At 65.8% G+C, this 22,470-nt stretch carries 20 protein-coding genes; 9 read left to right on the top strand and 11 right to left on the bottom strand.

The features are described 5' to 3' along the window. Positions 1–110 precede the first annotated feature (110 nt). Positions 111–665, bottom strand: coding sequence for a YfiR family protein (locus PanNE5_RS11040; protein ID WP_261939755.1), 555 nt, complete (start codon positions 663–665; stop codon positions 111–113). 495 nt (positions 666–1,160) lie between these two features. Here PanNE5_RS11040 and PanNE5_RS11035 point away from each other — a divergent pair, with 495 nt between their 5' ends. The 4 genes from PanNE5_RS11035 to PanNE5_RS11020 all read left to right on the top strand — a co-directional run bounded on the left by PanNE5_RS11035 (position 1,161) and on the right by PanNE5_RS11020 (position 7,011). Then, the gene (locus tag PanNE5_RS11035; protein ID WP_261939754.1) at positions 1,161–2,882 is read left to right on the top strand and encodes a putative bifunctional diguanylate cyclase/phosphodiesterase; all 1,722 of its coding nucleotides are present in this window, start codon (positions 1,161–1,163) and stop codon (positions 2,880–2,882) included. Positions 2,883–3,027: 145 nt separating this feature from the next. Further along, positions 3,028–4,134, top strand: coding sequence for an S-(hydroxymethyl)glutathione dehydrogenase/class III alcohol dehydrogenase (locus PanNE5_RS11030; RefSeq protein ID WP_017231523.1), 1,107 nt, complete (start codon positions 3,028–3,030; stop codon positions 4,132–4,134). Positions 4,135–4,212: 78 nt separating this feature from the next. Continuing rightward, positions 4,213–4,983 (top strand): SH3 domain-containing protein, encoded by a 771-nt coding sequence (locus PanNE5_RS11025; RefSeq protein WP_261939753.1) that lies wholly within the window; start codon positions 4,213–4,215, stop codon positions 4,981–4,983. Positions 4,984–5,595: 612 nt separating this feature from the next. Beyond that, positions 5,596–7,011 carry an amino acid permease gene (locus tag PanNE5_RS11020; RefSeq protein ID WP_017234839.1) on the top strand — a complete coding sequence of 472 codons (1,416 nt, stop codon included), beginning with the start codon at positions 5,596–5,598 and terminating at the stop codon, positions 7,009–7,011. Positions 7,012–7,068: 57 nt separating this feature from the next. Here the strand turns inward: PanNE5_RS11020 and PanNE5_RS11015 are convergent, their stop codons facing one another. Next, entirely contained in the window at positions 7,069–7,362 is a 294-nt protein-coding gene (locus PanNE5_RS11015) for a hypothetical protein (RefSeq protein WP_017234838.1), read from the bottom strand. Between the two features lie 272 nt (positions 7,363–7,634). On the opposite strand from PanNE5_RS11015, the gene PanNE5_RS11010 reads away from it, so the two are divergent. Continuing rightward, complete coding sequence (locus PanNE5_RS11010) at positions 7,635–8,381, top strand: NAD(P)H-dependent oxidoreductase (protein ID WP_017234837.1); 747 nt, start codon at positions 7,635–7,637, stop codon at positions 8,379–8,381. Beyond that, positions 8,381–10,300 (top strand): glutathione-regulated potassium-efflux system protein KefC, encoded by a 1,920-nt coding sequence (gene kefC / locus PanNE5_RS11005; protein ID WP_017234836.1) that lies wholly within the window; start codon positions 8,381–8,383, stop codon positions 10,298–10,300. Before PanNE5_RS11010 ends, kefC begins: the two co-directional genes overlap by 1 nt. 94 nt (positions 10,301–10,394) lie before the next feature. Here the strand turns inward: kefC and PanNE5_RS11000 are convergent, their stop codons facing one another. The 4 genes from PanNE5_RS11000 to PanNE5_RS10985 all read right to left on the bottom strand — a co-directional run bounded on the left by PanNE5_RS11000 (position 10,395) and on the right by PanNE5_RS10985 (position 13,295). Beyond that, positions 10,395–10,802: a DUF4148 domain-containing protein gene (locus tag PanNE5_RS11000; protein ID WP_017234835.1), complete on the bottom strand. Its 408-nt coding sequence runs from the start codon at positions 10,800–10,802 to the stop codon at positions 10,395–10,397. Positions 10,803–11,037: 235 nt separating this feature from the next. Beyond that, positions 11,038–11,985, bottom strand: coding sequence for an SRPBCC family protein (locus PanNE5_RS10995; RefSeq protein WP_017234834.1), 948 nt, complete (start codon positions 11,983–11,985; stop codon positions 11,038–11,040). Continuing rightward, the gene (locus PanNE5_RS10990; protein ID WP_017234833.1) at positions 11,969–12,325 is read right to left on the bottom strand and encodes an ArsR/SmtB family transcription factor; all 357 of its coding nucleotides are present in this window, start codon (positions 12,323–12,325) and stop codon (positions 11,969–11,971) included. Before PanNE5_RS10990 ends, PanNE5_RS10995 begins: the two co-directional genes overlap by 17 nt. A 55-nt stretch (positions 12,326–12,380) precedes the next feature. After that, positions 12,381–13,295, bottom strand: coding sequence for a bestrophin family protein (locus PanNE5_RS10985; protein WP_261939752.1), 915 nt, complete (start codon positions 13,293–13,295; stop codon positions 12,381–12,383). Between the two features lie 188 nt (positions 13,296–13,483). On the opposite strand from PanNE5_RS10985, the gene PanNE5_RS10980 reads away from it, so the two are divergent. Beyond that, the gene (locus PanNE5_RS10980; RefSeq protein WP_017234831.1) at positions 13,484–13,906 is read left to right on the top strand and encodes a hypothetical protein; all 423 of its coding nucleotides are present in this window, start codon (positions 13,484–13,486) and stop codon (positions 13,904–13,906) included. A gap of 86 nt (positions 13,907–13,992) precedes the next feature. Here PanNE5_RS10980 and mmsB read toward each other — a convergent pair whose 3' ends face one another. The 3 genes from mmsB to PanNE5_RS10965 form a co-directional block, all read right to left on the bottom strand. Continuing rightward, on the bottom strand, positions 13,993–14,922 hold the full coding sequence (gene mmsB / locus PanNE5_RS10975; protein WP_261939751.1) for a 3-hydroxyisobutyrate dehydrogenase: 930 nt from the start codon (positions 14,920–14,922) through the stop codon (positions 13,993–13,995). Between the two features lie 35 nt (positions 14,923–14,957). Further along, the gene (locus PanNE5_RS10970; protein WP_017234829.1) at positions 14,958–16,457 is read right to left on the bottom strand and encodes a CoA-acylating methylmalonate-semialdehyde dehydrogenase; all 1,500 of its coding nucleotides are present in this window, start codon (positions 16,455–16,457) and stop codon (positions 14,958–14,960) included. A gap of 179 nt (positions 16,458–16,636) precedes the next feature. Next, complete coding sequence (locus tag PanNE5_RS10965) at positions 16,637–17,875, bottom strand: ABC transporter substrate-binding protein (protein ID WP_410007575.1); 1,239 nt, start codon at positions 17,873–17,875, stop codon at positions 16,637–16,639. A gap of 141 nt (positions 17,876–18,016) precedes the next feature. Here PanNE5_RS10965 and PanNE5_RS10960 point away from each other — a divergent pair, with 141 nt between their 5' ends. Continuing rightward, complete coding sequence (locus PanNE5_RS10960) at positions 18,017–18,994, top strand: LysR family transcriptional regulator (protein WP_017234827.1); 978 nt, start codon at positions 18,017–18,019, stop codon at positions 18,992–18,994. A gap of 6 nt (positions 18,995–19,000) precedes the next feature. Here the strand turns inward: PanNE5_RS10960 and PanNE5_RS10955 are convergent, their stop codons facing one another. Beyond that, complete coding sequence (locus PanNE5_RS10955; protein WP_083902361.1) at positions 19,001–19,981, bottom strand: LysR family transcriptional regulator; 981 nt, start codon at positions 19,979–19,981, stop codon at positions 19,001–19,003. Between the two features lie 98 nt (positions 19,982–20,079). On the opposite strand from PanNE5_RS10955, the gene PanNE5_RS10950 reads away from it, so the two are divergent. After that, the gene (locus tag PanNE5_RS10950) at positions 20,080–21,318 is read left to right on the top strand and encodes an MFS transporter (protein WP_017234825.1); all 1,239 of its coding nucleotides are present in this window, start codon (positions 20,080–20,082) and stop codon (positions 21,316–21,318) included. Positions 21,319–21,426: 108 nt separating this feature from the next. Here the strand turns inward: PanNE5_RS10950 and PanNE5_RS10945 are convergent, their stop codons facing one another. Next, a complete protein-coding gene (locus PanNE5_RS10945) occupies positions 21,427–22,284 on the bottom strand; it encodes an arylamine N-acetyltransferase family protein (RefSeq protein ID WP_261939750.1) in 858 nt (285 codons plus the stop codon). Between the last annotated feature and the right edge of the window lie 186 nt (positions 22,285–22,470).

Genomic DNA, 22,470 nt, shown 5'->3' with positions numbered 1-22,470 from the left:
TGTCGCCAACGGCAGCTCACGTTCGCCTTCGGCCGACGCATCGGCAGGCAGCAGGCCGGCGACCGACGAGCCGCCGGGCGGCATGGGCGGGGATGAAGGACGATGGGTCGTCATGGTGTCCCCGGCTTTCGTGCCAGCTTGAGCACGTTGGGGTGGACACGAACGCCACTCCGCGCAACGGTGTCGAGGTTGATGTCGAACGTCACTCGCTCCGTATCGACGTTCAGGCAGAACATGACCCCGAGCGTGCACGAGTCGTTCCGCTCGCTGATCGTCAGGATGGGGTGACCGGCGAGGTTCGCCAGCAATTGCCGACGCTCGGTGTCACTCGCGGCACCCAGATACAACGCGTCGCACAACGAACCAATGGCAGGCTCCGTCACCGCAACACGCTTCGCCTCGACCGGCAAGCCCAGGGTGGGCAACGGCCCGGCGAGCAGATCGCGCGCGTAGTCGGTATTGCCGACCACACACAGTCGCACCTTGGCGGGGTCCGTCGGCCAGCGGGTGAAACTGATGATGCCGAGCACCACCTGTCGCACGTTGGCGTCCCGCACGTTGGGTGCAGCGGCGGGCTCCGGCGTCTGTGCAAATGCGCTGCCGAACGTGGCCCAGCACACGAGCCACAGAAAACACGCCAGGGGCGCGCGCAGACGAAGCGGCATCCGACGTTCTCGCCAGAGGCCCCGGGTCATACCGCTCGTTGATGTGCACGCGTTATGCAACGCTCTCTTCCTTTTGCCGAATGTCGGTGGTGGCGGGCACGTCACGCGAGGCTTGACCGGCGTGCTGCGCAAACCCGCGTGAATCAGGCCGCATCATACCGAAGGGATCGCGCTCGGGCCATAGCAATGCCCCGGTCGCCCCCGCCGTGGGCGGTGTTTTGCCGTCGCTGGCCGCCGCGATTCAAGGCGCGCCTGCGGCGGATCGCAGCCCACAGCATGCGCGTGCCCACGCATTTTCGGAACCCCCATCGCCCCCGCGTTTTCCCTTGCCCGCGCGCGCGCTCCTCATGGCAGAATGGTACGCACAACCATTTGAAAAACAAAAGAAATTTGGCGATCCGATCTCTCGATTTTCGAGATAAAAATCGCGACGCCAGGGAGGTGTTGCATGACGTTCCTGAAGTCCGGCTTGGCCGGCTTTCGGGGGGACCGGGCATGAACGATCCCGTGCCTCGTCGGGTGCCCGACGTACAAGCCGAGTTGAGCCGCGCCGCGCTCGACAGTGCGCCCTATGCCATGTTCGTTTGCACGGACGACGGCATGCTCGAGCGAATGAACGGCGCGTTCACGCGGCTGACGGGCCATCGCCCCGATGACCTGCTGGGCAAGCGCAGCTTCCTGTCGTTGCTCGATCCGTCCGAGCTGACGCGTCGTCGCCTGCCAGCGCTGGCCAGTCTGTCGGCCACCGAAGCGGTACCGTACGACGACGAATGGCATCTGCTCACACATGTGCGCAGCTGGCTGCCCGTACGGCTGGCGCTTTCCTGCGTCGAACATGCCCCCGGCGAACGACGCTGGGTGGGCATCGTGCTCGACCTCTCGCAACAGGTGCAGGTGGCGTCCCGGCTCTGGTACGTCACGCATCACGACCCGGTCACCCAGTTGCCCAACCAGACGCTGCTCAACGAACGGCTCGAACTGGCGATTCATCGGTGCGCGCGCCAGCAGGTCGGGCTGACGGTTTTGCTGGTCGAACTCGATCACCTGCGCCAATTGCGCAGCACCTTCGGTCCACCGACCGCAGAGCTGGCGCTGCGCATCGCCGCCGAACGCCTGCGCGAAGCCAGCGGCCCCGAAGACGCCCTCGCGTGCCTCGGCGGCAGCCGTTTCGTCATCGTCACCAACGAAACGGGCGACGGCGCGCGTCTGTTCGCCGCTCGAATTCAGGCACGGCTCGCCCAATGGGCCGACGTCGACCAGAATGCCGTCGCGCTCGACGCGAGCATCGGCTTGGTCAGCTATCCCGAACACGGCCATACCCCCGACACGCTGCTGCGCCGAGCCCACATTGCGCTGGGTATCGCCAGCGCCGCCGGTGGCGGATTGCGCGTCTTCAGCAGCGAGATGGACGCGCAGACGCGGCGGCGCAACGAACTCGAGAGTCTGTTGCGCGTCGCGGTGCATGAGCAGGCGCACACGCAACTGCATCTCGTGTACCAGCCGCAAGTCAGTCTGTCCGACGGCGAGATCCGCCACGCGGAAACGCTTCTGCGCTGGCGTCACCCGGCGCTGGGGGTCATCGGGCCGGCAGAATTCATCCCGATCGCGGAAACCTCGGGACTGATCCTGCCGCTGGGCGAATGGGTGATGCAAACGGCCTGCCGCGAGGCGAGCCGTCTGCTGCGGCGGTGCGGCCATCTGCCGCGCATCTCCGTCAACGTGTCGGCGCAGCAGTTTGCACGGCAGGACGTCGTGGGCATGGTCGAGCGTGCCCTGAGCGCGCATGCGCTGGAACCTCGCCACCTGGAGATCGAGATCACGGAAACCGTGCTGCTCGGGGACTCGAGCGCCGCGGTCGGTTGTCTGCGCTCACTGCACGACATGGGTGTCGAGATCGCCGTCGACGACTTCGGCACGGGGTATGCCAGCCTCGCCTATCTGACCCGTTTCCCCGTCAATCGCCTCAAGATCGACCAGACTTTCGTGCGCGACATGCTCACGCATGCCCACAGCCATGCCATCGTGAGCGCGATTGTTGCGATGGCCCACTCGCTCGGCATGCGCGTGACGGCCGAGGGCGTGGAGACGCAGGCGCAGGCCCAGCGGCTCACCGAGCTGGGGTGCGACGAAGCGCAGGGATTCTGGTTCGCTCGGCCGGTCGACATGGGCGGCTTTTATCACATCGTGGCACCGCTGGGCAGCGGCGCGCGACGCTGACGCTCGCCGCCGAGCCGCGATTGTTGCCCCCGGCCCCGCTATTTGCGCCGACATGGCGTGTCAAGACTCGCGCGCGTCTTGAGAACGCGGTATGTTACGTCGCGAAGGGACTCCCCCGAACGACGTTGCAACGAGGATTATCGCCATGAAGACCAAAGCCGCCATTGCCTGGGAAGCCGGCAAACCCCTGACCATCGAGGAAGTCGATCTGGAAGGGCCGCGCGCCGGCGAGGTGTTGATCGAGATCAAGGCCACCGGCATCTGCCATACGGACTACTACACACTCTCCGGCGCCGATCCGGAAGGTATCTTCCCCGCCATTCTCGGGCACGAGGGCGCGGGCGTCGTCGTCGACGTTGGTCCGGGCGTCACCACCCTGAAGAAAGACGATCACGTCATTCCGCTGTACACGCCCGAATGCCGCCAGTGCAAGTTCTGCCTGTCGCGCAAGACCAACCTGTGCCAGGCGATCCGCAGCACGCAGGGCCGCGGCCTGATGCCGGATGCCACGTCGCGCTTCTCGCTCGACGGCAAGCCCATCTTCCATTACATGGGCACGTCCACGTTCTCTAACTACATCGTCGTGCCGGAAATCGCCGTCGCGAAGGTCCGCTCGGACGCACCGTTCGACAAGGTCTGCTACATCGGTTGCGGCGTGACGACCGGCGTGGGCGCCGTGGTCTATTCGGCGAAGGTCGAGGCGGGGGCGAACGTCGTGGTGTTCGGCCTCGGCGGCATTGGCCTGAACGTGATCCAGGGCGCGAAGATGGTCGGTGCCGACAAGATCATTGGCGTCGATATCAACCCGGGGCGCGTGGCACTCGCCAAGAAGTTCGGCATGACGCACTTCATCAATCCGAATGAGGTCGAAAACGTCGTTGACACGATCGTGCAATTGACCGACGGCGGCGCCGATTACTCGTTCGAGTGCATCGGCAACGTGACGACCATGCGTCAGGCGCTCGAATGCTGCCACAAGGGGTGGGGCCAGTCGTTCATCATTGGCGTGGCCGCCGCGGGTCAGGAGATCAGCACGCGTCCGTTCCAGCTGGTGACGGGCCGCGAGTGGAAGGGGTCGGCGTTCGGCGGGGCGCGCGGTCGCACCGACGTGCCGAAAATCGTCGACTGGTATATGGAGGGTAAGATCAACATCGACGACCTGATCACGCACACGCTGCGTCTGGACCAGATCAACGAAGGCTTCGATCTGATGAAGCGCGGCGAGTCGATCCGCTCGGTCGTGCTGTACTGATCGACACGTTTCGAAGGCGCTGTTCCTCCCGCGCGTCACGGGTGCCGGACGCACCGCCGTCACGACAAGGAGACGGACATGAAGACATGGACTTTGCCGCTCGTGCTCGCGGGCGCCATGATGCTGGTCGCGCTGCCGGAGGCGGCGTCGGCGCAGTCCGGGCAGGCGGTGATCAACGCGCCGGCCAACGTGCGCGCCGGTCCGGCCGTCGATTACCCGGTTGTCGCCCAGACCGGCGCGGGCATGCCCGTGACGGTCTACGGCTGTCTATCCGATTACTCGTGGTGCGACATCGGCCTGCCGGGCGCGCGCGGCTGGATCTACGCGGCGCTGCTCAGCTATCCGTATCAGGGCAGCCCGGTGCCCGTGCTCAACTACGGCCCGATGATCGGGCTGCCCATCGTGACGTTCTCGATCGGCGCGTACTGGGGCAACTATTATCGTGGCCGGCCGTGGTATCACGATCAGCGCTACTGGCAACGCCCGCCTCCGCGACCGCGGCCGCCGGGGCACTACTATCCAGGTGCCGGACCGCGTCCGCCCGGGGGCCACTATCCCGGCGCAGGGCCTCGCCCGCCGGGACCGGGGGCCGGACCGGGGAACCGCCCGCCCGGACACGGTGCGGGCCCGGGGCCCGGGCCGCGTCCTCCGGGCCACGGCGCCAGCCCAGGGCCGCGTCCACAGGGAGGCGGCGGTAGTGCGGGTCCGCGTCCGCCTGGTGGGGGGAATCGCGCAGACTATGATCGTGGGCGAGGCGGGGGACGCGCAGGCGGACAGAGCGGTGGACACGGTGGACGTCCGCCCGGCGGCGGTCCGGGGGGCGGTGGCCCCGGCGGTTCCAACCACTGACCCCGCCAACCGCGCGCGTCGCCCTGTCTGCGACGCGGCGGCCCTCGCGCCGCGGCGCGCCCATCGATGTGCCCCCAATTCAGCAGACGCTGTACGCACCTTGGGAAAAATCGCTTAAAATATGAGCAATTCCGGCCAGGCGGAGGCGCCGATCAGGCACCGATGGCCGGACCGCAGGACAGCGAGCCTTCGCCCGAACGACGCCACGGCGTCGAACGGGCCCCCACCTTGCAGACCCACCCTTCTCCGATGTGCCACGGCGACAGTCGCCACGCACACGGCAGTCCGGCAGGATCCTCCGTAAGTCTCGATCGTGTTCGTCCCGCCCCGGTGCGCGTAGCGCGCGCCGTGGTTGCCTATCGTCTTGCCGCATCCGGCGCGCATCCCCATGCACGCTACCGACGGCCGACAGATCGGTGCCGTGCGCACCGGCGACGTTAGCGCAACGAGGAGGTTCGACCCACCCTGTGGTGTTCCGCCAGGCATGGGAACGAGCGGCCACAAGCCCGGGGTGCCCTTGCAGCCAGGTCGCGGGAGACCTCTCCCGTGGATTCCCCGACGGCGCGCCACGCGAACGCCAGGGGCATACGTTGCAGGAACCTTTTGCAGGTCATGAGTCTTTTTCGAACCAAAAACATCGAGAACATGCTGGTCGCGAGCCGTACCGGCAGTCTCAAAAAGGTGCTGGGCCCGGTCGATCTGGTCCTGATGGGCATCGGCGCCATCATCGGCACCGGCATTTTCGTGCTCACAGGCACCGGCGCCCTCACCGCCGGCCCTGCGCTCACGCTCTCGTTCATCATCGCGGCCACCGCTTGCGGCTTCGCGGCCCTGTGCTACGCGGAATTCGCGTCGACGATTCCCGTCTCGGGATCGATCTACACCTACAGCTACGCCACGCTCGGCGAGATCGTCGCGTGGATCATCGGCTGGGATCTGATGCTCGAGTATGGGCTGGCCTCGTCGGCCGTCTCGGTCGGGTGGTCGGGCTACTTCCAGTCGCTCACGGCAGGCTTCGGTCTGCATTTGCCCGCCGCCATCACGGCAGCACCCGGCAGCGTGCCCGGCGTCACGACCTTCATCAACCTGCCCGCCGTGGTCATCATGCTGCTCATCACGTGGGTCCTGTCGTACGGCGTGCGTGAGTCCGCGCGCATCAACAATCTGATGGTGGCGATCAAGATCGGCGTCGTGCTGCTGTTCATCGCGGTGGGCGTATGGCATGTCAAACCGGCCAACTGGACACCGTTCATGCCGTTCGGCACCGGCGGCATGTTCAACGCCGCCGCGCTCGTGTTCTTCGCGTTCATCGGCTTCGACGCCGTGACGTCGGCAGCGGAAGAAGTCCGCAATCCGGGCCGCGATCTGCCCATCGGCATAATTGGCTCGCTCATCGTCTGCACGCTGCTGTATGTGGCGGTCGCCGCGATCATGACCGGCATCGTGCCGTTCGCGAAGTTCGCGGGCGTGGACCACCCGGTGTCGCTGGCGCTGCAATATGCCGGTCAGAACTGGATCGCGGGCTTCGTCGATCTGGGCGCGATTCTCGGCATGACGACCGTGATCCTGGTGATGACCTACGGCCAGACCCGCATTACGTATGCCATGTCGCGCGACGGCCTGCTGCCGCCGCTGCTCTCGCGCATTCATCCGACGCACAAAACGCCATTCGCCGGCACGTGGATCATTGGTGTGGTGTTCGCCGTCATCGCGGGCTTTGTGCCGCTGGGCGTGCTCGCCGAGCTGATCAATATCGGCACGCTGTCGGCGTTCGCGCTGGTGTCGGTCGCCGTGCTGGTGCTGCGTCGCACGCACCCGGACCTGCCGCGCGCGTTCCGCGTGCCCGGCGCCCCGGTCGTGCCGCTTATCTCCGCCGGTCTGTGCCTGTTCCTGATGGCGCACCTGCAAGCGACCACATGGGTCGCCTTCGTGGTGTGGCTCGTCATCGGATTGGGGATCTATTTCACGTATGCGCGCCGCAACGCGCTGCTGCACAAGTCGCGCGACGCGCTTCCGGCGCAGTCGTAAGCGCGCCGCTTGCTGTCCCCCCTCGCGCCCAGGCGCGAGCGCGCGGGCAGGCCCGGCTCAGCCGAAATTGCGATTGATCCACACGGCGCCGTAGCCTAGCGCGAACATGGTGAGCAGCAGCGGCACCGAGATGCGCAGTACCTGGATGACCAGCGGACGCGGCGGCAGATCGTCTTCCTCCGGCATCCGCGCCGCTTCGCGCAACGCACCGGTGCAAAGCGCCGCCGCAGCAACGCTCACGACGATCCAGAACGTCTGGTTGTACATCAGCGCGACGAGCAAAAGCGCCAGCGCGACGTTGCGGCCGTGATAGATCAGATTGACGGTAGTACGAAAGGATTGCGGCGACATGTCGGTATTGCGCCGGCGTGAGCACGGATGCTCCACCGGCGTCAGGGTTCTGGTTATTCGTCGTGTGACGTGCGGTATGCCGTTCGGCCTGCCGCCGCCTGCAGAATCTGCGCAGCGCTTATCCTGCCTTAACGGCCTTCGCGACCGCAGTCTTTAGCCTGACATCGCGTCTGTGTTCGCCACGCAGCAGTATCGGACGCGATCTCGAATGGACTGCCGCAGGCAACGCCCGGCGGTGCCCGACGTGATGTCGGGCGCCAGACGAATGCGGTATGCTCCCCCGCATGACTGCCCCCGCGCCTTCCCCTCTCCCCACCGCCGTCCCGGACATCGACGGCGCGCCCCGTCACGATGCGCCGACGCGAGCCGTCTATGTCATCGTGGCGCACCCGCGCTGGCGCGACTCTCGCGTCAATCACCGCCTGCTCGACGCCGCTCGCAGCATCGCAGGTGTCGACGTCAACGACCTGTACTCGACGTATCCCGACTTCAGCATCGACATTGCGGCCGAACAACGGCGCGTGGCGCGTGCCGACCTGGTCGTGCTCGTCCATCCGATCTACTGGTACAGCATGCCGCCGCTGCAGAAGCTCTGGCTCGACGAAGTGCTGTCGTGGGGCTGGGCGTACGGCCATGACGGACATGCGCTCGCGAACAAGGACTTCTGGCTCGTGGCGAGTGCCGGCGGGCCAAAGGCGAGCTATCGCCCCGAGGGCTACAACGAGCACGAGTTCTCGGCGTTCCTGCCGCCCTACGAGCAGATGGCGCGCCTGTGCAACATGCGCTTCCTGCCCCCGCACGTGTTCTTTGGCGCGCGACGCAGCGACGATGCCGCACTCGATGCCCACGTGAGCGCGTTTGCCGGCAAGCTCGCCACGTACCCGCAATGGCCCGAGCTGATTTCCATGGCGGACGCGCCCGAGTGTCAGGACATTCCGGTCGCGGATCGTCCGCGCTGCGCAACCGGCGTCGCCGACGTGGCCGGCACCACGAATGCAAGCTCAGGGAGGGCCGCCTGATGGAACACGTACCGGCCTGGTTGCTTGCCAGCCTGATCTACCTCGCCGCGGCGGTCATTGTCGTACCGCTGTCGCGTGCGCTGGGACTCGGCGCGATCATCGGTTATCTCGCCGCCGGGATCGCCATCGGTCCCTGGGGACTCGGTCTTGTCGCGCGCGTCGAAGACGTGCTGCATTTCGCCGAATTCGGCGTGGTGCTGATGCTTTTTCTTGTCGGCCTCGAACTGGAACCACGACGCCTGTGGAATCTGCGACGGCCGATCTTCGGATGGGGCTCGGCGCAGGTCGTCGGGTGCGCGGTGCTGCTCTTCGCGGCGGGCGTCGCACTCGGCGCGCCGTGGCGCATCGCCCTCGTCGCGGCCCTGGGCCTCGCGCTCTCGTCGACCGCGATCGCCTTGCAGGTGATGGCCGAGCGCAATCTGCTCGGCACCCCGAGCGGTCAGGCGGGCTTTTCGATCCTGCTGTTCCAGGACGTTGCCGCGATCCCGATCCTCGCGCTGCTGCCCTTGCTGGCCAATTCGTTCGACAGCCACGTGATGACCGGGACGGCGCGCGCGCTCGAAGCCCTGAAAATCGTCGGCGTGATTGCGGCGATCATCCTTGGCGGGCGGCTGGCGTTGCGCCCGCTGCTGCGCTGGATCGCCAACAGCCGCACGCCGGAGATTTTCACGGCGGCGTCGCTGTTGCTCGTCGTCGCCATCGCGACACTGATGCAATGGGTCGGCCTGTCGATGGCGCTCGGCGCGTTCCTCGCCGGCGTGCTGCTTGCCGAGAGCGAATACCGGCGGGAGCTGGAAACCGACATCGAACCGTTCAAGGGGCTTCTGCTCGGGCTGTTCTTCATTGCCGTCGGCATGAGCATCGACTTCGGTGTGCTGCTCGCGCAACCGCTGCGCATGATCGCCGTCGTCATCGGCTTCATGGCGCTCAAAGGACTGGCCATCTACGGGGTGTCGCGGTGGATGCAACTGCCCTATCAAGAACGGCCGATCTTCACGCTGCTGCTGGCACAGGGCGGTGAATTCGCCTTCGTGGTGTTCCAGTCGGCCGGACCGCAAGTGCTGCCTCCGGCGGTGTCGTCGTTCCTCATCGGCGCCGTCGCGCTCTCGATGCTGGTCTCGCCGCTGCTGCTCGTGGGCATCGACAAGTGGCTGCTGCCGCGCTACAGCGTGACGGGATCGCCCCGCATGGCAGAGATCGACGAGCCGCAGTCTGCCAGCGTCGTGATCTGCGGCTTTGGACGCTACGGGCAAATCGTTGGCCGCACGCTGGTGCCGCAGGGCGTTTCGGTGACCGTGCTCGATCACGATCCCGACACCATCGAGAGCCTGCGCCAGTTTGGCTTCCGGGTGTTCTACGGCGACGCGACACGGCTCGATCTGCTGCGTATCGCGGGCGTGGCACATGCCCGCGCGGTGGTCGTCGCCGTAGACGACGTCGATCAGTCCCTGGAAATCGTCGACCTGTTGCGCGAACACTTCCCCGACGTGCCCATCGTGGCGCGGGCGCGCAACGTCGGCCATCTGTTCCAGCTTCGCGATCGTGGCGTCGAACACATTGAACGGGAAGTCTTCGAGTCGTCGTTGCGCAGTGCGCGGTCGGTGCTTGAAACCCTGGGCTGGCCGGCGGCCGAGGCGAGAGAGGCGGCGATGGCCTTCCGGCGCGCCAATTTGCAACTGACCGACGAGATGTATCCCGCTTACCAGGATCGCAAGGCAATGGTCGCCGCGGCCAAGGAAGGCCGCCGCCAGTTCGAAGAGCAGATGGCACGCGAGCGCGAGCAGCGTCATGCGCGGCGGCACGTCACGTTCGGTTGGGACGGCGAGCGCGCGCCTGACGCGGCCCCTGCCCCGACGCCCACCGACGCACTGGCGTCACGAACCCCGGACACGCCCGCGGCCGAAGACCGCCGCGCCTGATCGCCCGATCTCGATTCGTCGGACGAACAAAAAGCCGTCCCGAGGATTTTCCCTCGGGACGGCTTTTGACGTTACGGCGACAGCCGGCCGGCGATCAGCTGCCTTGGCTGACGTTCAGCTCACCTGCGGCGCGGGCACGCGCCAGTTCCTGCTTCACGCCAGCGCGCGTGGCGCTCGGGCCTTGCGAGGCGACGATCGGGTAGTCGACGTCGTTCTGCGGCACAAGGCCTTGCGCGCGTGCCTGGGCCAGTTCGGCCTTCACGTCGGCGCGGCTCTTGGTCGAGGCCGAAGCGACATAGACCGGATAGTCGGCGTCACCGTTCGGGATCAGCCCTTGAGCGCGGGCTTGTGCCAGATCAGCGAGCACGGCGGCACGCGTGAGCGGCTGACCTTGCGAGGCGATCTCGGGGTAGTTGTTGCCGTTCTCGGCAGCGTTGCTGGCCACAGCACCGAACGAAGCCACGGCGGCGATAAGGGCGATTGCGATGTTCTTGCGGTTCATTTTCTTAACTCCTGTCTAGTTTGCGACGACTTAGTTTTCAATTGCGCCGTCGATGGAAGGAAGTCTAGAACTCGCCGCCGAGATGAAAAACGCGATATTTGTCGAGGAACTATTGCGGCTTTCGATGAGAATCGACGCACCACAATGGGGCAATCGCGCTGCGACGAACACCGCTGCCCCCGGGAAACGGGGCGCAGCGGCGTCGTAAGCGCTGGGCAAACGTGCGGGTGGGGGCTCAGTCGACGAGCGAGGCGCCGAGGGCATCGAGCAACTGCTGGGTACCGCGTTCGCGCGATCCCGCGTCGTCGTAGCCGTCCAGGAACGCGCCCTGCTCGGTCATGACGAGTTGCGTGCCGCCATCATGCGCACGAAGATCGATCGTCGCGAGCGACACGGAGATCTTGCGCGTATCCAGATGCATCTCGTAGGTGTAGACAAGCCGCGCATCGGGCACGACATCGAAGTACAGCGCGTCGAACGTGGACACCATGCCGCTTGCCCACTGCCCTTTCGCCACCTCGCGGCCGCCGGGGCGCACATCCATGGAGCGCTCGAGCAACGTCAGGCCATCGCTTCTGGCGAACCAGCGATCCTTGGCGTCGCGCTCGGTCAGCGCACGGTACACGCGCGCAGGCGACGCGGCGTACTGACGCTCGATGCGAAAGGTCGCATGCACCACACTGCGTTGCGTTGGCGCCTCCGCGTCGCGCATGACCTCGCGGCCCAGCTTATCGAGCGTCTGTGCCCAACCCTGACCGGCACCAGCGGGCATCCAGGCGAACGCGGGATCGTGAACGGTGTAGCGCTGCTCGACATCCAACCGCGTGCCTTGCCCCACTTCCGTGAATTGCGCCGTCGTGCGCGCGCCGAACAGCGCCTGTCCCTTCGCGTCGGTCACTTCCATGTCGATCACCAGACGTGCCGGAGCGTCGATCTCGATGAAACGCCCGCGAATCCAATGCGACTCCCCTTCTGGCGATTGCATGCGCAGGTCGAAAACGCCACCCACGCGGGCATCGATCTTCGCTTCGGGCACGGTGTAGCCGGTCGGGCAAAACCAGCGCTTCACGGCATCGGTACGGGTCCAGGCGAGAAATACGGTTTCGCGCGTGGTTGCGTAAGTCCGACCAACGCTCAGCGGACTCGGCTGCGTTTCGGGTATGGCTTCACTGGCTGTCCTCATGAACTCCTCCTTCGGGCGGCAGGCTGGCCAGATACTCGCCCAATCGGTCGAGATGGCCCTCCCACTCGTGACGGCGCTGATGAATCCATCGCTCGGCAAGGCTCAGCGCCTGGGGTTCGATCCGGCACGTTCGCACGCGTCCGGCCTTTTCCGTTCGCACCAGCCCCGCACTCTCAAGTACGGCCAGGTGCTGCATGACCGCCTGCAACGACATCGCCAGCGGCTGCGCGAGCGCGCTCACCGACGCCGGCCCCTGCGCCAGCCGCGCAAGCATCGCGCGGCGTGACGCGTCGGCCAGCGCCTGAAAGGTCAGATCGAGGGTGATGTCATGGTCAAGCATGTACTTGAGTATAGGCGCTCAGAAAAGTAAAGCAAGGACTTTAGTATCAGAATCGTCAGGTAATAATGTGATGCTCGTTGCGCGGGCGCAGGCGGGCCGTGTGCTGGCGATGGAGGATTTCCCGCAGCGATTGCTCGATGGTCTCGGACATGGCGTTGAGCGCGAGGTCGTTCGGCTCCAGTCCGAACGGCTCTTCGATTTCGGCGCTGACCGCTTCGAGCGCGAAGAAGGTGTACGAGAGGAAGGCCACGACCACCGGCGTCATCGGGCCGATCGAATCGACCAGACCGAAGGGCAGCAGCAGACTGTAGAGATAGGTCACGCGGTGCAGGATCACACCGTAAGTGAACGGGATCGGCGTGGTGGCGATGCGCTCGCAGCCGCCGATGGCTTCGCCGAGCCGATCCAGATGCATCTCCATGACCTGCGCGAGCGGCGCTTCGATCTGCCCGCGCGCGCGGCGTTCCCGGAGCCATTCGCCCGCCATGAGCAGGATCGCGATGGGCTTGAACTGCTTGCGGGCGAGGCAGACTACGTCCGTTTTGTCGAGCAGCCGTTCGAAGTCGGCCTGCGGGTCCGTGCCGCGCAACTGATGCCGCATGCCGTGTACGAAGGCGATGAGATAGGCGACGAAGCGCGACGATTCCGAGGTATCGGACACCAGCGTCATCGACTGACGGGCCAGCGCGCGCGTCTCATTGAGCACGCTGCCCCAGAGCATCCGGGCTTCCCAGTAGCGGGCGTAGCTCGTGGTATTGCGAAAGCCGAGGAAAATCGCGAGCGTGATGCCGATCAGCGAGAACGGCACGAACGTGAGCGGAATCTTCCATTCGAAGACGCGTCCGTGGGCCAACGTGACGGCGATCGAGATGAGGGTGGTGAAAATGAGCTGCGGGGCAATCTTGGGAACGATCGAGCCGCGCACGACAAAGAGCATGCGCAGCCAGTTCAGATTGGGTCGGACGATCATGGGGGAATGGAGGCGCTCGCAAGCGCGGAAGGACTGGCTGTGGGGGGAGCCGTTGCGCCGGGATGATACGCCCATATCGGCCGGTTTGAAATGGTTGCAACCGATTGCAACATCGCTGTGCGCCGCCCGGACGGCTGGCGAAAATCGCATTACGCCGCCTTGGCGTACACCAGGACTCAATAACGATCATGAACGTCCCATACCTCACGCCTCACACCGCCGGGGGGACCGGCAAGCTACGCGGACTGGCGGCCATCGCGCTGCTGACCGGACTCGCCGGCGTGCTCGGCAGTCTGTCGGGCTGCGTGGTCGAACCGCCGCGTCAAGCGCCTGCGGCGCGCGTCATCGTGGCGCCGGACCCGCATACCGTGGCCGTGCAACGTCGCGAGCAGATCGACCGCCGTATCGGCAATGAATCGCGCGACATCGACAATCACGTCAACCAAGGCTATTACCCGCCGCCGCGCGGCTATGCGTTGCACCGCCGCCTTGACGCCATTGCGCAGGAAACCCGCGACATGGCCGCGCAACACGGCGGCGGCCTGTCGGGCGACGAGCAACGCGCCGTCAACCAGGAACTCGACCAACTGCATCGCATGATCGCTGGCTGACGTCGACACGGCTGCCGTGATCCGCAAAGACGACGCCCGTCGGCCGCTAAGCCGACGGGCGTTTCAATGGCCATGCCGGACAACCGTTACTTCACGGCCAATGCCTGCGCTAGCGTGACCGGGTCCTGGAAAATGCTCGAGAAGTCGAGCGCGCCGTGCCCGTTGGCCCGATGCACCTCGAAGATGCGCCGCGCCAGATCGCCGAGCGGGGTCGCCACGTCGGCGGCCGCCGCCGCCCCGTGGGCGAGACGCAAGTCTTTCGCCATCAGATCCGTGGCAAAACCACCGGTGTAACCCCGCGACGACGCCGCATTCTCCATCACGCCCGGACACGGGTTGTAGACCTCCAGCGTCCAGTTTCGCCCGGAGCTTTGCTGCATGACGGCCGAGAGCACCTTCGGGTCGAGTCCGTTGGCGATCCCCAGACGCAGCGCCTCACTCGTGCCCGCCATCAGAATACCCAGCAGCATGTTGTTGCACAGCTTGAGCGTCTGCCCCGCGCCCAGCGGCCCGCCGTGATGAATCGCCCGTCCCATGTTGCCGAGCAGCGGCCGCATGCGCTCGACGAGCACCGCATCGCCGCCCACCATGAACGTGAGCGTGCCCGCGGCCGCGCCCGCCGTGCCGCCGGAGACCGGCGCGTCGAGCAACGGTGTGCCCGGACGCGCGAGCGTCGCCAACTGGCGTGGAATTTCCGGCGGCACCGTGCTGCTGTCGATCAGCACGGCGTCCGGCGCGGCGTGCGCGAGCACACCGTCCGGGCCATCGTACGCCGCGAGCACATGTTCGCCGGCGGGCAGCATCGTGATGACCACCTGAGCGTTGCGCACGGCGTCGGCAATCGAAGTGGCCGCCGTGCCACCGGCCGCCGTGAGTCGCGCGAGCGCCGCGTCCGACAAGTCGAAGCCGCGCACCGCGTGCCCCGCCTTCACCAGATTCGCCGCCATCGGCCCGCCCATGTTGCCGAGCCCGATGAAGGCGACACGCCAAGCATTTTGTTGCGTTTCCGTAGCCATCGTCTGTCTCCGAATCTCCGAAAGCGTCGTGCGCGTTACTTCAACGTGATCGTCGTGTTCACGCCCGCCGGGCCCGTGCCGCGCGCTTGCCAGCGTGCCGTCACGGTCTTGGTCTGCGTCCAGAACAGAATCGCCTGTTTGCCGTTCGGCCCCAGATCGCCCAGCTTCGACGCACGCGAGCCGGTGAAGCTGAACCAGGCGACCGGCACCGGAATCGGCAGGTTGATCCCGACCTGCCCAACGTCGATCTCGTTCTGGAACTGGCGTGCCGCTCCGCCATCCTGAGTGAACAGCGCCACGCCGTTGCCGTTGGGATTGGCGTTGACGAAGGCGATCGCTTCATCGAGCGTATCGACACCCGTCATGCACAGCACCGGTCCGAAAATCTCGTCGCGGTAGATCGACATGTCGGCCGTGACATCGTCGAAAATCGTCGGACCGACGAAGTTGCCATCGGGCGCTTCCTTGACGGTGTGGCCGCGGCCGTCGAGCAGCAGTTTCGCGCCCTCCTCCACGCCGGCGCCGATGAGCTTCTCGACGCGCGCACGCGCCTGCTTCGACACCACGGGGCCGAGATCCGCCGTGCGGTCCGAGCCCGGACCCACCTTGAGTGCGCGCGCACGCGCCACCAGCTCAGGCACCCACGCGCGCGCTTCGCCCACGAGCACCGCCACGGACGTGGCCATGCAACGCTGCCCCGCCGCACCGAACGCCGCGCCCAGCAGGTGGTTGATGGCCTGCTCGCGATCCGCGTCGGGCAGGATCACGCAGTGGTTCTTCGCGCCCATCATCGCCTGGCAACGCTTGCCCGCCTCCGAGGCGCGACGATAGATATGCGTGCCGACATGCGTCGAGCCGATGAACGACACAGCCTTGATGTCCGGGTGATCGCAAATGCCGTTGGCGATGTCCGGCCCGCCATGCACGACATTGAGCACGCCCGGCGGCAGGCCGGCTTCGAGCGCGAGTTCGGCCAGGCGCAGCGACGCGCTCGGATCCTGCTCCGACGGCTTGAGCACGAACGTGTTGCCGGTGGCCACCGCCAGCGGGAACATGAAGCACGGCAGCATCACCGGGAAGTTGAACGCGGTGATCCCGGCGCACACCCCCAGCGGCTCGATCAGCGTGTAGACGTCAACGCCGCCCGCGGCGTTCTGCGCGTACTCGCCCAACTGCAGCGAGGCAATCGAGCATGCGTGTTCGACGACTTCGAGGCCGCGCCCGACTTCGCCTTCGGCGTCGGGCAGCGTCTTGCCGTGCTCACGCGTGATCAATTCGGCGAGTTCGCCGGTGTGCTCGCGCAGCAACTGCTGGAAGCGCAACATCACGCGCATGCGGTTGGCTTGCGACGTATTGCGCCAGCCCTTGTAGGCCGCCTTGGCCGACGCCACAGCGGCATCGAGTTCCTCCGTCGTGGCAAACGGCACGCGTGCGACGACTTCCTGCGTGGCCGGGTTCACAACGTCGCGCCACTGCGAGGACTTCGACTCGACGCGCTTGCCGTCGATCAGCAGCGGAATGGTGGGTAGGGACATGACATGCTCTCCTGATGGAAACGAATGCGAGGATTCGGGGGCGAAAAGACTGCGAATGACTTCAGGGTTCGGTGGAAGGCGGGCTACGGTGAATGACCACGCAGCGCCGCCGGCAATTACAAGATAGGCAATCGCAGCGAGGCCTGCGCCGCGACGATCCCATGACGATCAAGCGTCGCTCACTTTGCCGCCGTGCTCGTCTTCACGAGCGAGCATGTCGATTTCGACAACGGCTGGAAGGCTTCCGTCGCGGGCACCGTGGCGACCTTGGTGTAGTAGTCCCACGGGCCTTTCGACTCGGCCGGCGACTTTACGCGGAATAGGTACATGTCGTGGATCACGCGCCCGTCCGGACGGATCGAGGCGTTGTGCATGATCGGATCGCGAATCGGCATTTCCCGCATCTTCTGCGCGACCACCTTGGCATCCACGCTCTGAGACGCCGCCACCGCGCGCAGGTAATGCAACACGCTCGAGTACACGCCCGCCTGCACCATCGTCGGCTTCAGATCCTTGTACTTTTTCTGGAAGCGGGCCGACCAGATACGCGAGGCATCGTCCTGATCCCAGTAAAAGCCATCGGTAAACATCAAGCCCTGCGCCGTGTTCAGGCCGAGCGCATGAACATCCGACAGGAAGACCAGCAGCGCCGCCAACTTCTGCCCGCGTTGCACAATGCCGAATTCGCGTGCCTGCTTGAGCGCGTTGACGGTGTCCTGCCCGCCGTTGGCGAGCGCCACGACCTGTGCCTTCGAGCTTTGCGCCTGCAACAGGAACGACGCATAGTCGGACGCATTGAGCGGATGTCGCGACTGTCCCAGGACCGTGCCGCCGAGTGTCTTCACGATGTCGGCGGCGTCTTTCTCCAGGGAGTGCCCGAAGGCATAGTCGACGGTGATGAAGTACCACGATTTGCCACCGTCACCGACCACGGCGCGCGCGGTTGCCGCCGACTGCGAGTAGGTGTCGAACATCCAGTGAAAGCCCGTGGGCGAACAGTCTTCGTTCGTCAGTCGCGTGGTCGCCGGCCCCGAGAACAACGTCACGCGTTGCTTGTCCATGGCGATCTTCTGCACCGCCAGGGCGGCCGCCGAGTTCGTGAGATCGGCAATCGCATCGACATTGTCGCGATCAAACCATTCCCGGGCCTTGTTGGCGGCGACGTCGGCCTTGTTCTGGTTGTCGGCCGACACCAGCGCAATCTTCATGCCCTTGCACTCGGCCGCCAGACAATCGTCGATCGCCATTTGCGCGGCCGCGACCGAGCCGGCACCGCCCATCGCCGAATACGGTCCCGACATGTCGGTGAGCACGCCCACCTTCACCGGGCGGTCCGGCAACTGCGCCATCCCGGCCATCGACATCAACCCCAAGCTCGCGCCGAATCCCAGCGCGAGCAACCACGGCTTGATCTTCATCGCTTTGTCTCCTTCAGGTCTTGTATGCGTTCGTCGTCGCCGTCTATGCGCGGCGCTCATGAATTGTATTTGTGCGAATTTGCTTTACATAGCGAATATATGCATCTACTTTGTGCACAAATACACATAGGAGAGAGCGTAATGGTTCGCACCGCCGCGGCACGACCGTCGGGCATCGCTGGCGCTTCGGGGGCGGAGCCGCGTCCCGACTGGGACGACTTGCGCTACTTCCTGGAGGTCGCGCGCACACAGCGCGTGAGTGCGGCGGCGCAACGCCTGGGGGTCGATCACACGACGGTTTCGCGACGGGTGCGCGCGCTGGAGCACTCGCTCGGCACGCTGTTGTTCGACAAATCGCGCAACGCGGGCTTTGCCCTGACGCCCGAGGGGCAGCAGCTCCTCGTCTACGCGGAGCAAATGGAGACCACGCTGCAATCGGCGTGCGAGCAGGTGGCGGGGCTCGGGCAAACGCTCTCGGGCCACGTTCGTATCGGCTCGACGGAAGCGTTCGGCACGTACTTCGTCACGCCGGTCCTCTCACGCTTTCAGCGCGAATACCCGGCCATCGCCTTCGACGTGCTGCCCGTGCCGCGCTTCGTGAGCCTGTCGAAACGCGAGGCCGATCTGGCGATCACCATCGAACGCCCCCAGCGCGGGCCGTATGTGTGCAGCAAGCTGTGCGACTACCGTCTGCAGTTGTATGCAACGCCCGGTTATCTCGCGCAATACGGCGACGTCGCGACGTTCGCGGATCTGTCCGGACGCCGGTTCATCAGCTATGTCGACGAACTGACGTTCAGCAACGAGTTGCGTTATCTGGAGGACATCGTGCCCGGGGGCAATGTCGTGCTGCGCAGCACGAGCGTCATCGCCCAGTATCAGGCGGCATTGCAGGGCGAGGCGCTGGCAATCCTCCCGTGCTTCATGGCCGCGCAGGACGCCCGGCTGGTACCGCTGCTCGTCGACGACGTGGTCGTCACGCGCAGTTTCTGGATCTATTGCCACGAGGAACTGCGCTCGCTCAAGCGCATTACGGTGCTGTGGGATTATTTACGCGACGCCGCCCAGCGCAATGACGCCCTGTTGCAAGGCCAATCCGGGCAATTGCGGCTGGTCTGACCGCGATCAGCGAATCTTGCGTTGCTCGGCGTCGATCACGGCGGGAATGGCTGCGCGCATCGCTTCGATGAAACGGCGCAGCCGGGCAGGATAGTACTTCGCGTACGGGTAGAGGAGGTACATCGGCAAGGCCGTCGAGCGCCATGGCGGCATGAGCTGGATCAGGCGCCCCTGCGCCACGTCCTCGGCCATCAACCACGCCGAACAAACTGCCACACCCAACCCGCGTAATGCGGCACTGCGCAATGCGTAGAGGTTGTCCGTGCTCATGCGCGGATCGAATGTGACGCGGGCCGTCTCGTGCGTTTGCTCGTGCGTGAGCGTGATGTCGTTGCGGTAGAACGTGGTGAGCGAGAGCCACGGCAACGAGGCCAGGTCCGAGGGGTGCGAAGGCAACGCACGTCCGCGCAGCAGGTCGGGCGACGCCACGACGATGCGCGGCACGTCGGTCAATGAAATCGCCACATTCGACGGGTCGCGCAGTTCGCCCACGTGAATCGCGCAGTCGATGCCTTCCGCAATGAAATCGGGCTCGCGGTCCTGCAAGAACCAATGCACCTTCATCCCGGCATAGCGCTCTAGAAAGTCCGCGAGCGGGCCGATCATCATTTCCTGACCGAACGCGTGGGGCACGAGCACGCGCAAGGTGCCCTCCGGGTCGTCGCCGGTGCCGCGCAGATCGGCTTCGAACGCCTCCCAGCTCGTCACCAGTTCCTTCGCCCGGACGAAACAACGCTCACCGTCCTCGGTGAGCTTCATGCGATGCGTCGAGCGTTGCAGCAAGCGAAGTCCCAGCGAGCGTTCGAGCATCTGCAAACGCCGGCTGACGGTCGGCTGCGTGGTGCCGAGCAGCGCTGCGGCAGCCGACAGACTGCCAGCCTCAACGATGCGCACGAACGTCTGCATCAGCTCGACGCGGTCGGCGCCGCCGCCTCGGCCGGCGGGCGCATCGGTACCAAAGGCAGGGGGATGAGGGGGCTCTGTCATACGCAGCACGTATAAAGGTTGTACGGATTATAGGCCTACCACCGCACTGCACCAAGCGCGACACTACGCCCCGTACCTTGCTATTGGAGCCTCACCTTATGAGTTCTGCTCAGATTTCCAACGCCGCCGGCGCGAGTCAAGCCACCGCACGGCCGCAGCCCGAGTTGTCTGCCCGGCTGATCCTGCTGCTCGCGACGGGCACCGGCCTGACGGTCGCCTCGCTGTACTACGCCCAGCCGATGCTCGGCATCATGACCGACGACATCCACGCCGCCAACACGACCGTAGGCTGGGTGCCGACGCTCACCCAGCTCGGCTACGCGCTGGGCATTCTGCTGCTGGTGCCGCTCGGCGACATTATCGACCGGCGTCGTATCGTGCTCGTCAAGGGCGCGATTCTCACGCTCGCGCTGCTGCTGGCCGCCTTTGCGCCGGGCATTGGCACGCTGCTCGCCGCGAGTCTGGCCATCGGGCTGACCGCGACGATGGCACAGGACATCGTACCCGCCGCGGCCGCGATCGCGCCCGAATCGATCCGGGGCCGAGTCGTCGGCACCGTGATGACCGGACTGTTGTTGGGCATTCTGCTCTCCCGCGTCGTGTCCGGCTTCGTGGCCCAGAACTTCGGTTGGCGGGCGATGTATGTCGTCGCCGCCATCAGCGTGGCCGGTTTCGGCGTGGTGGCGTGGCGCGCCCTGCCGTCGTTCCATCCGACGACGCAGATGACCTATCGTCAATTGCTCGGTTCGGTGGCCGGCCTATGGCGTCGTCATCCGGCGCTGCGCCGGGCGGCATTGGCGCAGGGCCTGCTGTCGGTCGGCTTCAGCGCCTTCTGGTCGACGCTCGCCGTCATGCTGCACGACGCCCCGTTCCATCTGGGCGCGGCGGCGGCGGGGGCATTCGGTCTGGCAGGCGCGGCCGGGGCACTCGGCGCACCGCTGGCCGGTCGCATCGCGGATCGCAAGGGGCCGCAGATCGTCACCCGTCTTGGGGCGAGCCTGGTGGCCGTGTCATTCGCCGCGATGCTGTTCGCGCCCATGCTCGGCGCCCATGCCCAACTGTGGCTGATCGGTCTGGCCGCCATCGGCTTCGACCTGGGCGTGCAGGTCGCGCTGGTCTCGCATCAAACCATCGTGTACGGCATCGAACCCGCCGCCCGCAGCCGTCTGAACGCCGTGCTTTTCGTCGGCGTCTTCATCGGCATGTCGATCGGCGCGGCACTCGGTGCTCAGGCATTGGCGCACTGGGGCTGGACGGGCGTCGCGTCGCTCGCCACGCTGGCGGCCCTCGCCGCGCTCGCTGTGCGACTGTGGCCCGGCACGACGTCAGCACACTGACGCGTAGCCCGCCGCTGACGACGACAGGACAAAGACACGCAGGCCGCCTCCCTCGGGAGGCGGCCTTGTCGTTTGACACGCCGGGCAAGTGCATGGCGCCCACAACGTTCAGCCAGCAGCCTTGGCGGCACAGGCGCGCACCTGGTCGTACAAAGCATCGATGTCGATGCCGTCGAGCCTCAGGCCGAAGCGTTCCCGCAGCACTTGCGCGAGTTGCGCCGCCGACGCGATGTCGGTTTCCGCCACGACGTCGCCTTGCGCCGAGCGCTCCGTCAGCGTTGTGTTGAGTAGCGCAATGCGTCCGAGCGGCAGCACACGGCAAACGATGAGCTGATTTCGGAAGATGGAATCGGGCGCGCTCGACGTGTACCAATTGCCCAGCTTGTAGTCGATCCACTCGGCGGGTTTCGGCGCGAAGCGATAAACAGGCAACCACTTGTCGGCGGAGCGCACGCTCAGGCGGTACTCGCTGGGTGGCCCGCCGTCCTCCGTGCGAACCGTCTCCAGTCGGAACGTTTCCAGCAGGGTCGACTGGGGTTGCGCCGAATGCAGGCGCAGCGGCGCGGTGAGCGTGACGGAGCCGAAACCCACATCGGCCAGCCAGGCCTCGCCGTCGAGATCGACGCGCAGCAGCATGTGCGTGAGCGGCGCTTCCCCATCAAACGAACGCCCCCACACGACGCGTCCGATCAACGGGGTGACGACAAACCCAAGATGGGTCAGCGCGTTGGCGAACAGCGCGTTCTGCTCGAAGCAGTAGCCGCCGCGTCCGCCATCGAGCAACTTGGCAACGACCGACGGCAGCTCGACGTCGACCGGCTGGCTACGAATCGGATCGAGATTCTCGAACGGAATGGCCAGCGGATGTAGCGAGTGGATGGCGCGCAGAACATCGAGCGTTGCTTCACGCGGGCCGGTGTAACCGATGCGCTGAAAATAGCGTTCCGGATCGAAGGGGTGAGACATGCCTGACGTCCTCTTGAGGGATGCGGACCTACGCAGAGCCCATACGTTAGCGCATCCGCCGCGTCTTTGCGCAATGCCATCGCGGCGACGAGGTGAGCGGGCGATCAGGCGACGCCGAAATGCGCGGATTTCGCACCGCAGTCCAAATTAGCCGGAACCGCGCAGCGTCGGTATAGTGGCCCCCAT

This window comes from Pandoraea sp. NE5, from assembly GCF_024363545.1.
Classification (GTDB): Bacteria; Pseudomonadota; Gammaproteobacteria; order Burkholderiales; family Burkholderiaceae; genus Pandoraea; species Pandoraea cepalis.
This window is presented reverse-complemented; position numbering and strand designations above follow the sequence as displayed.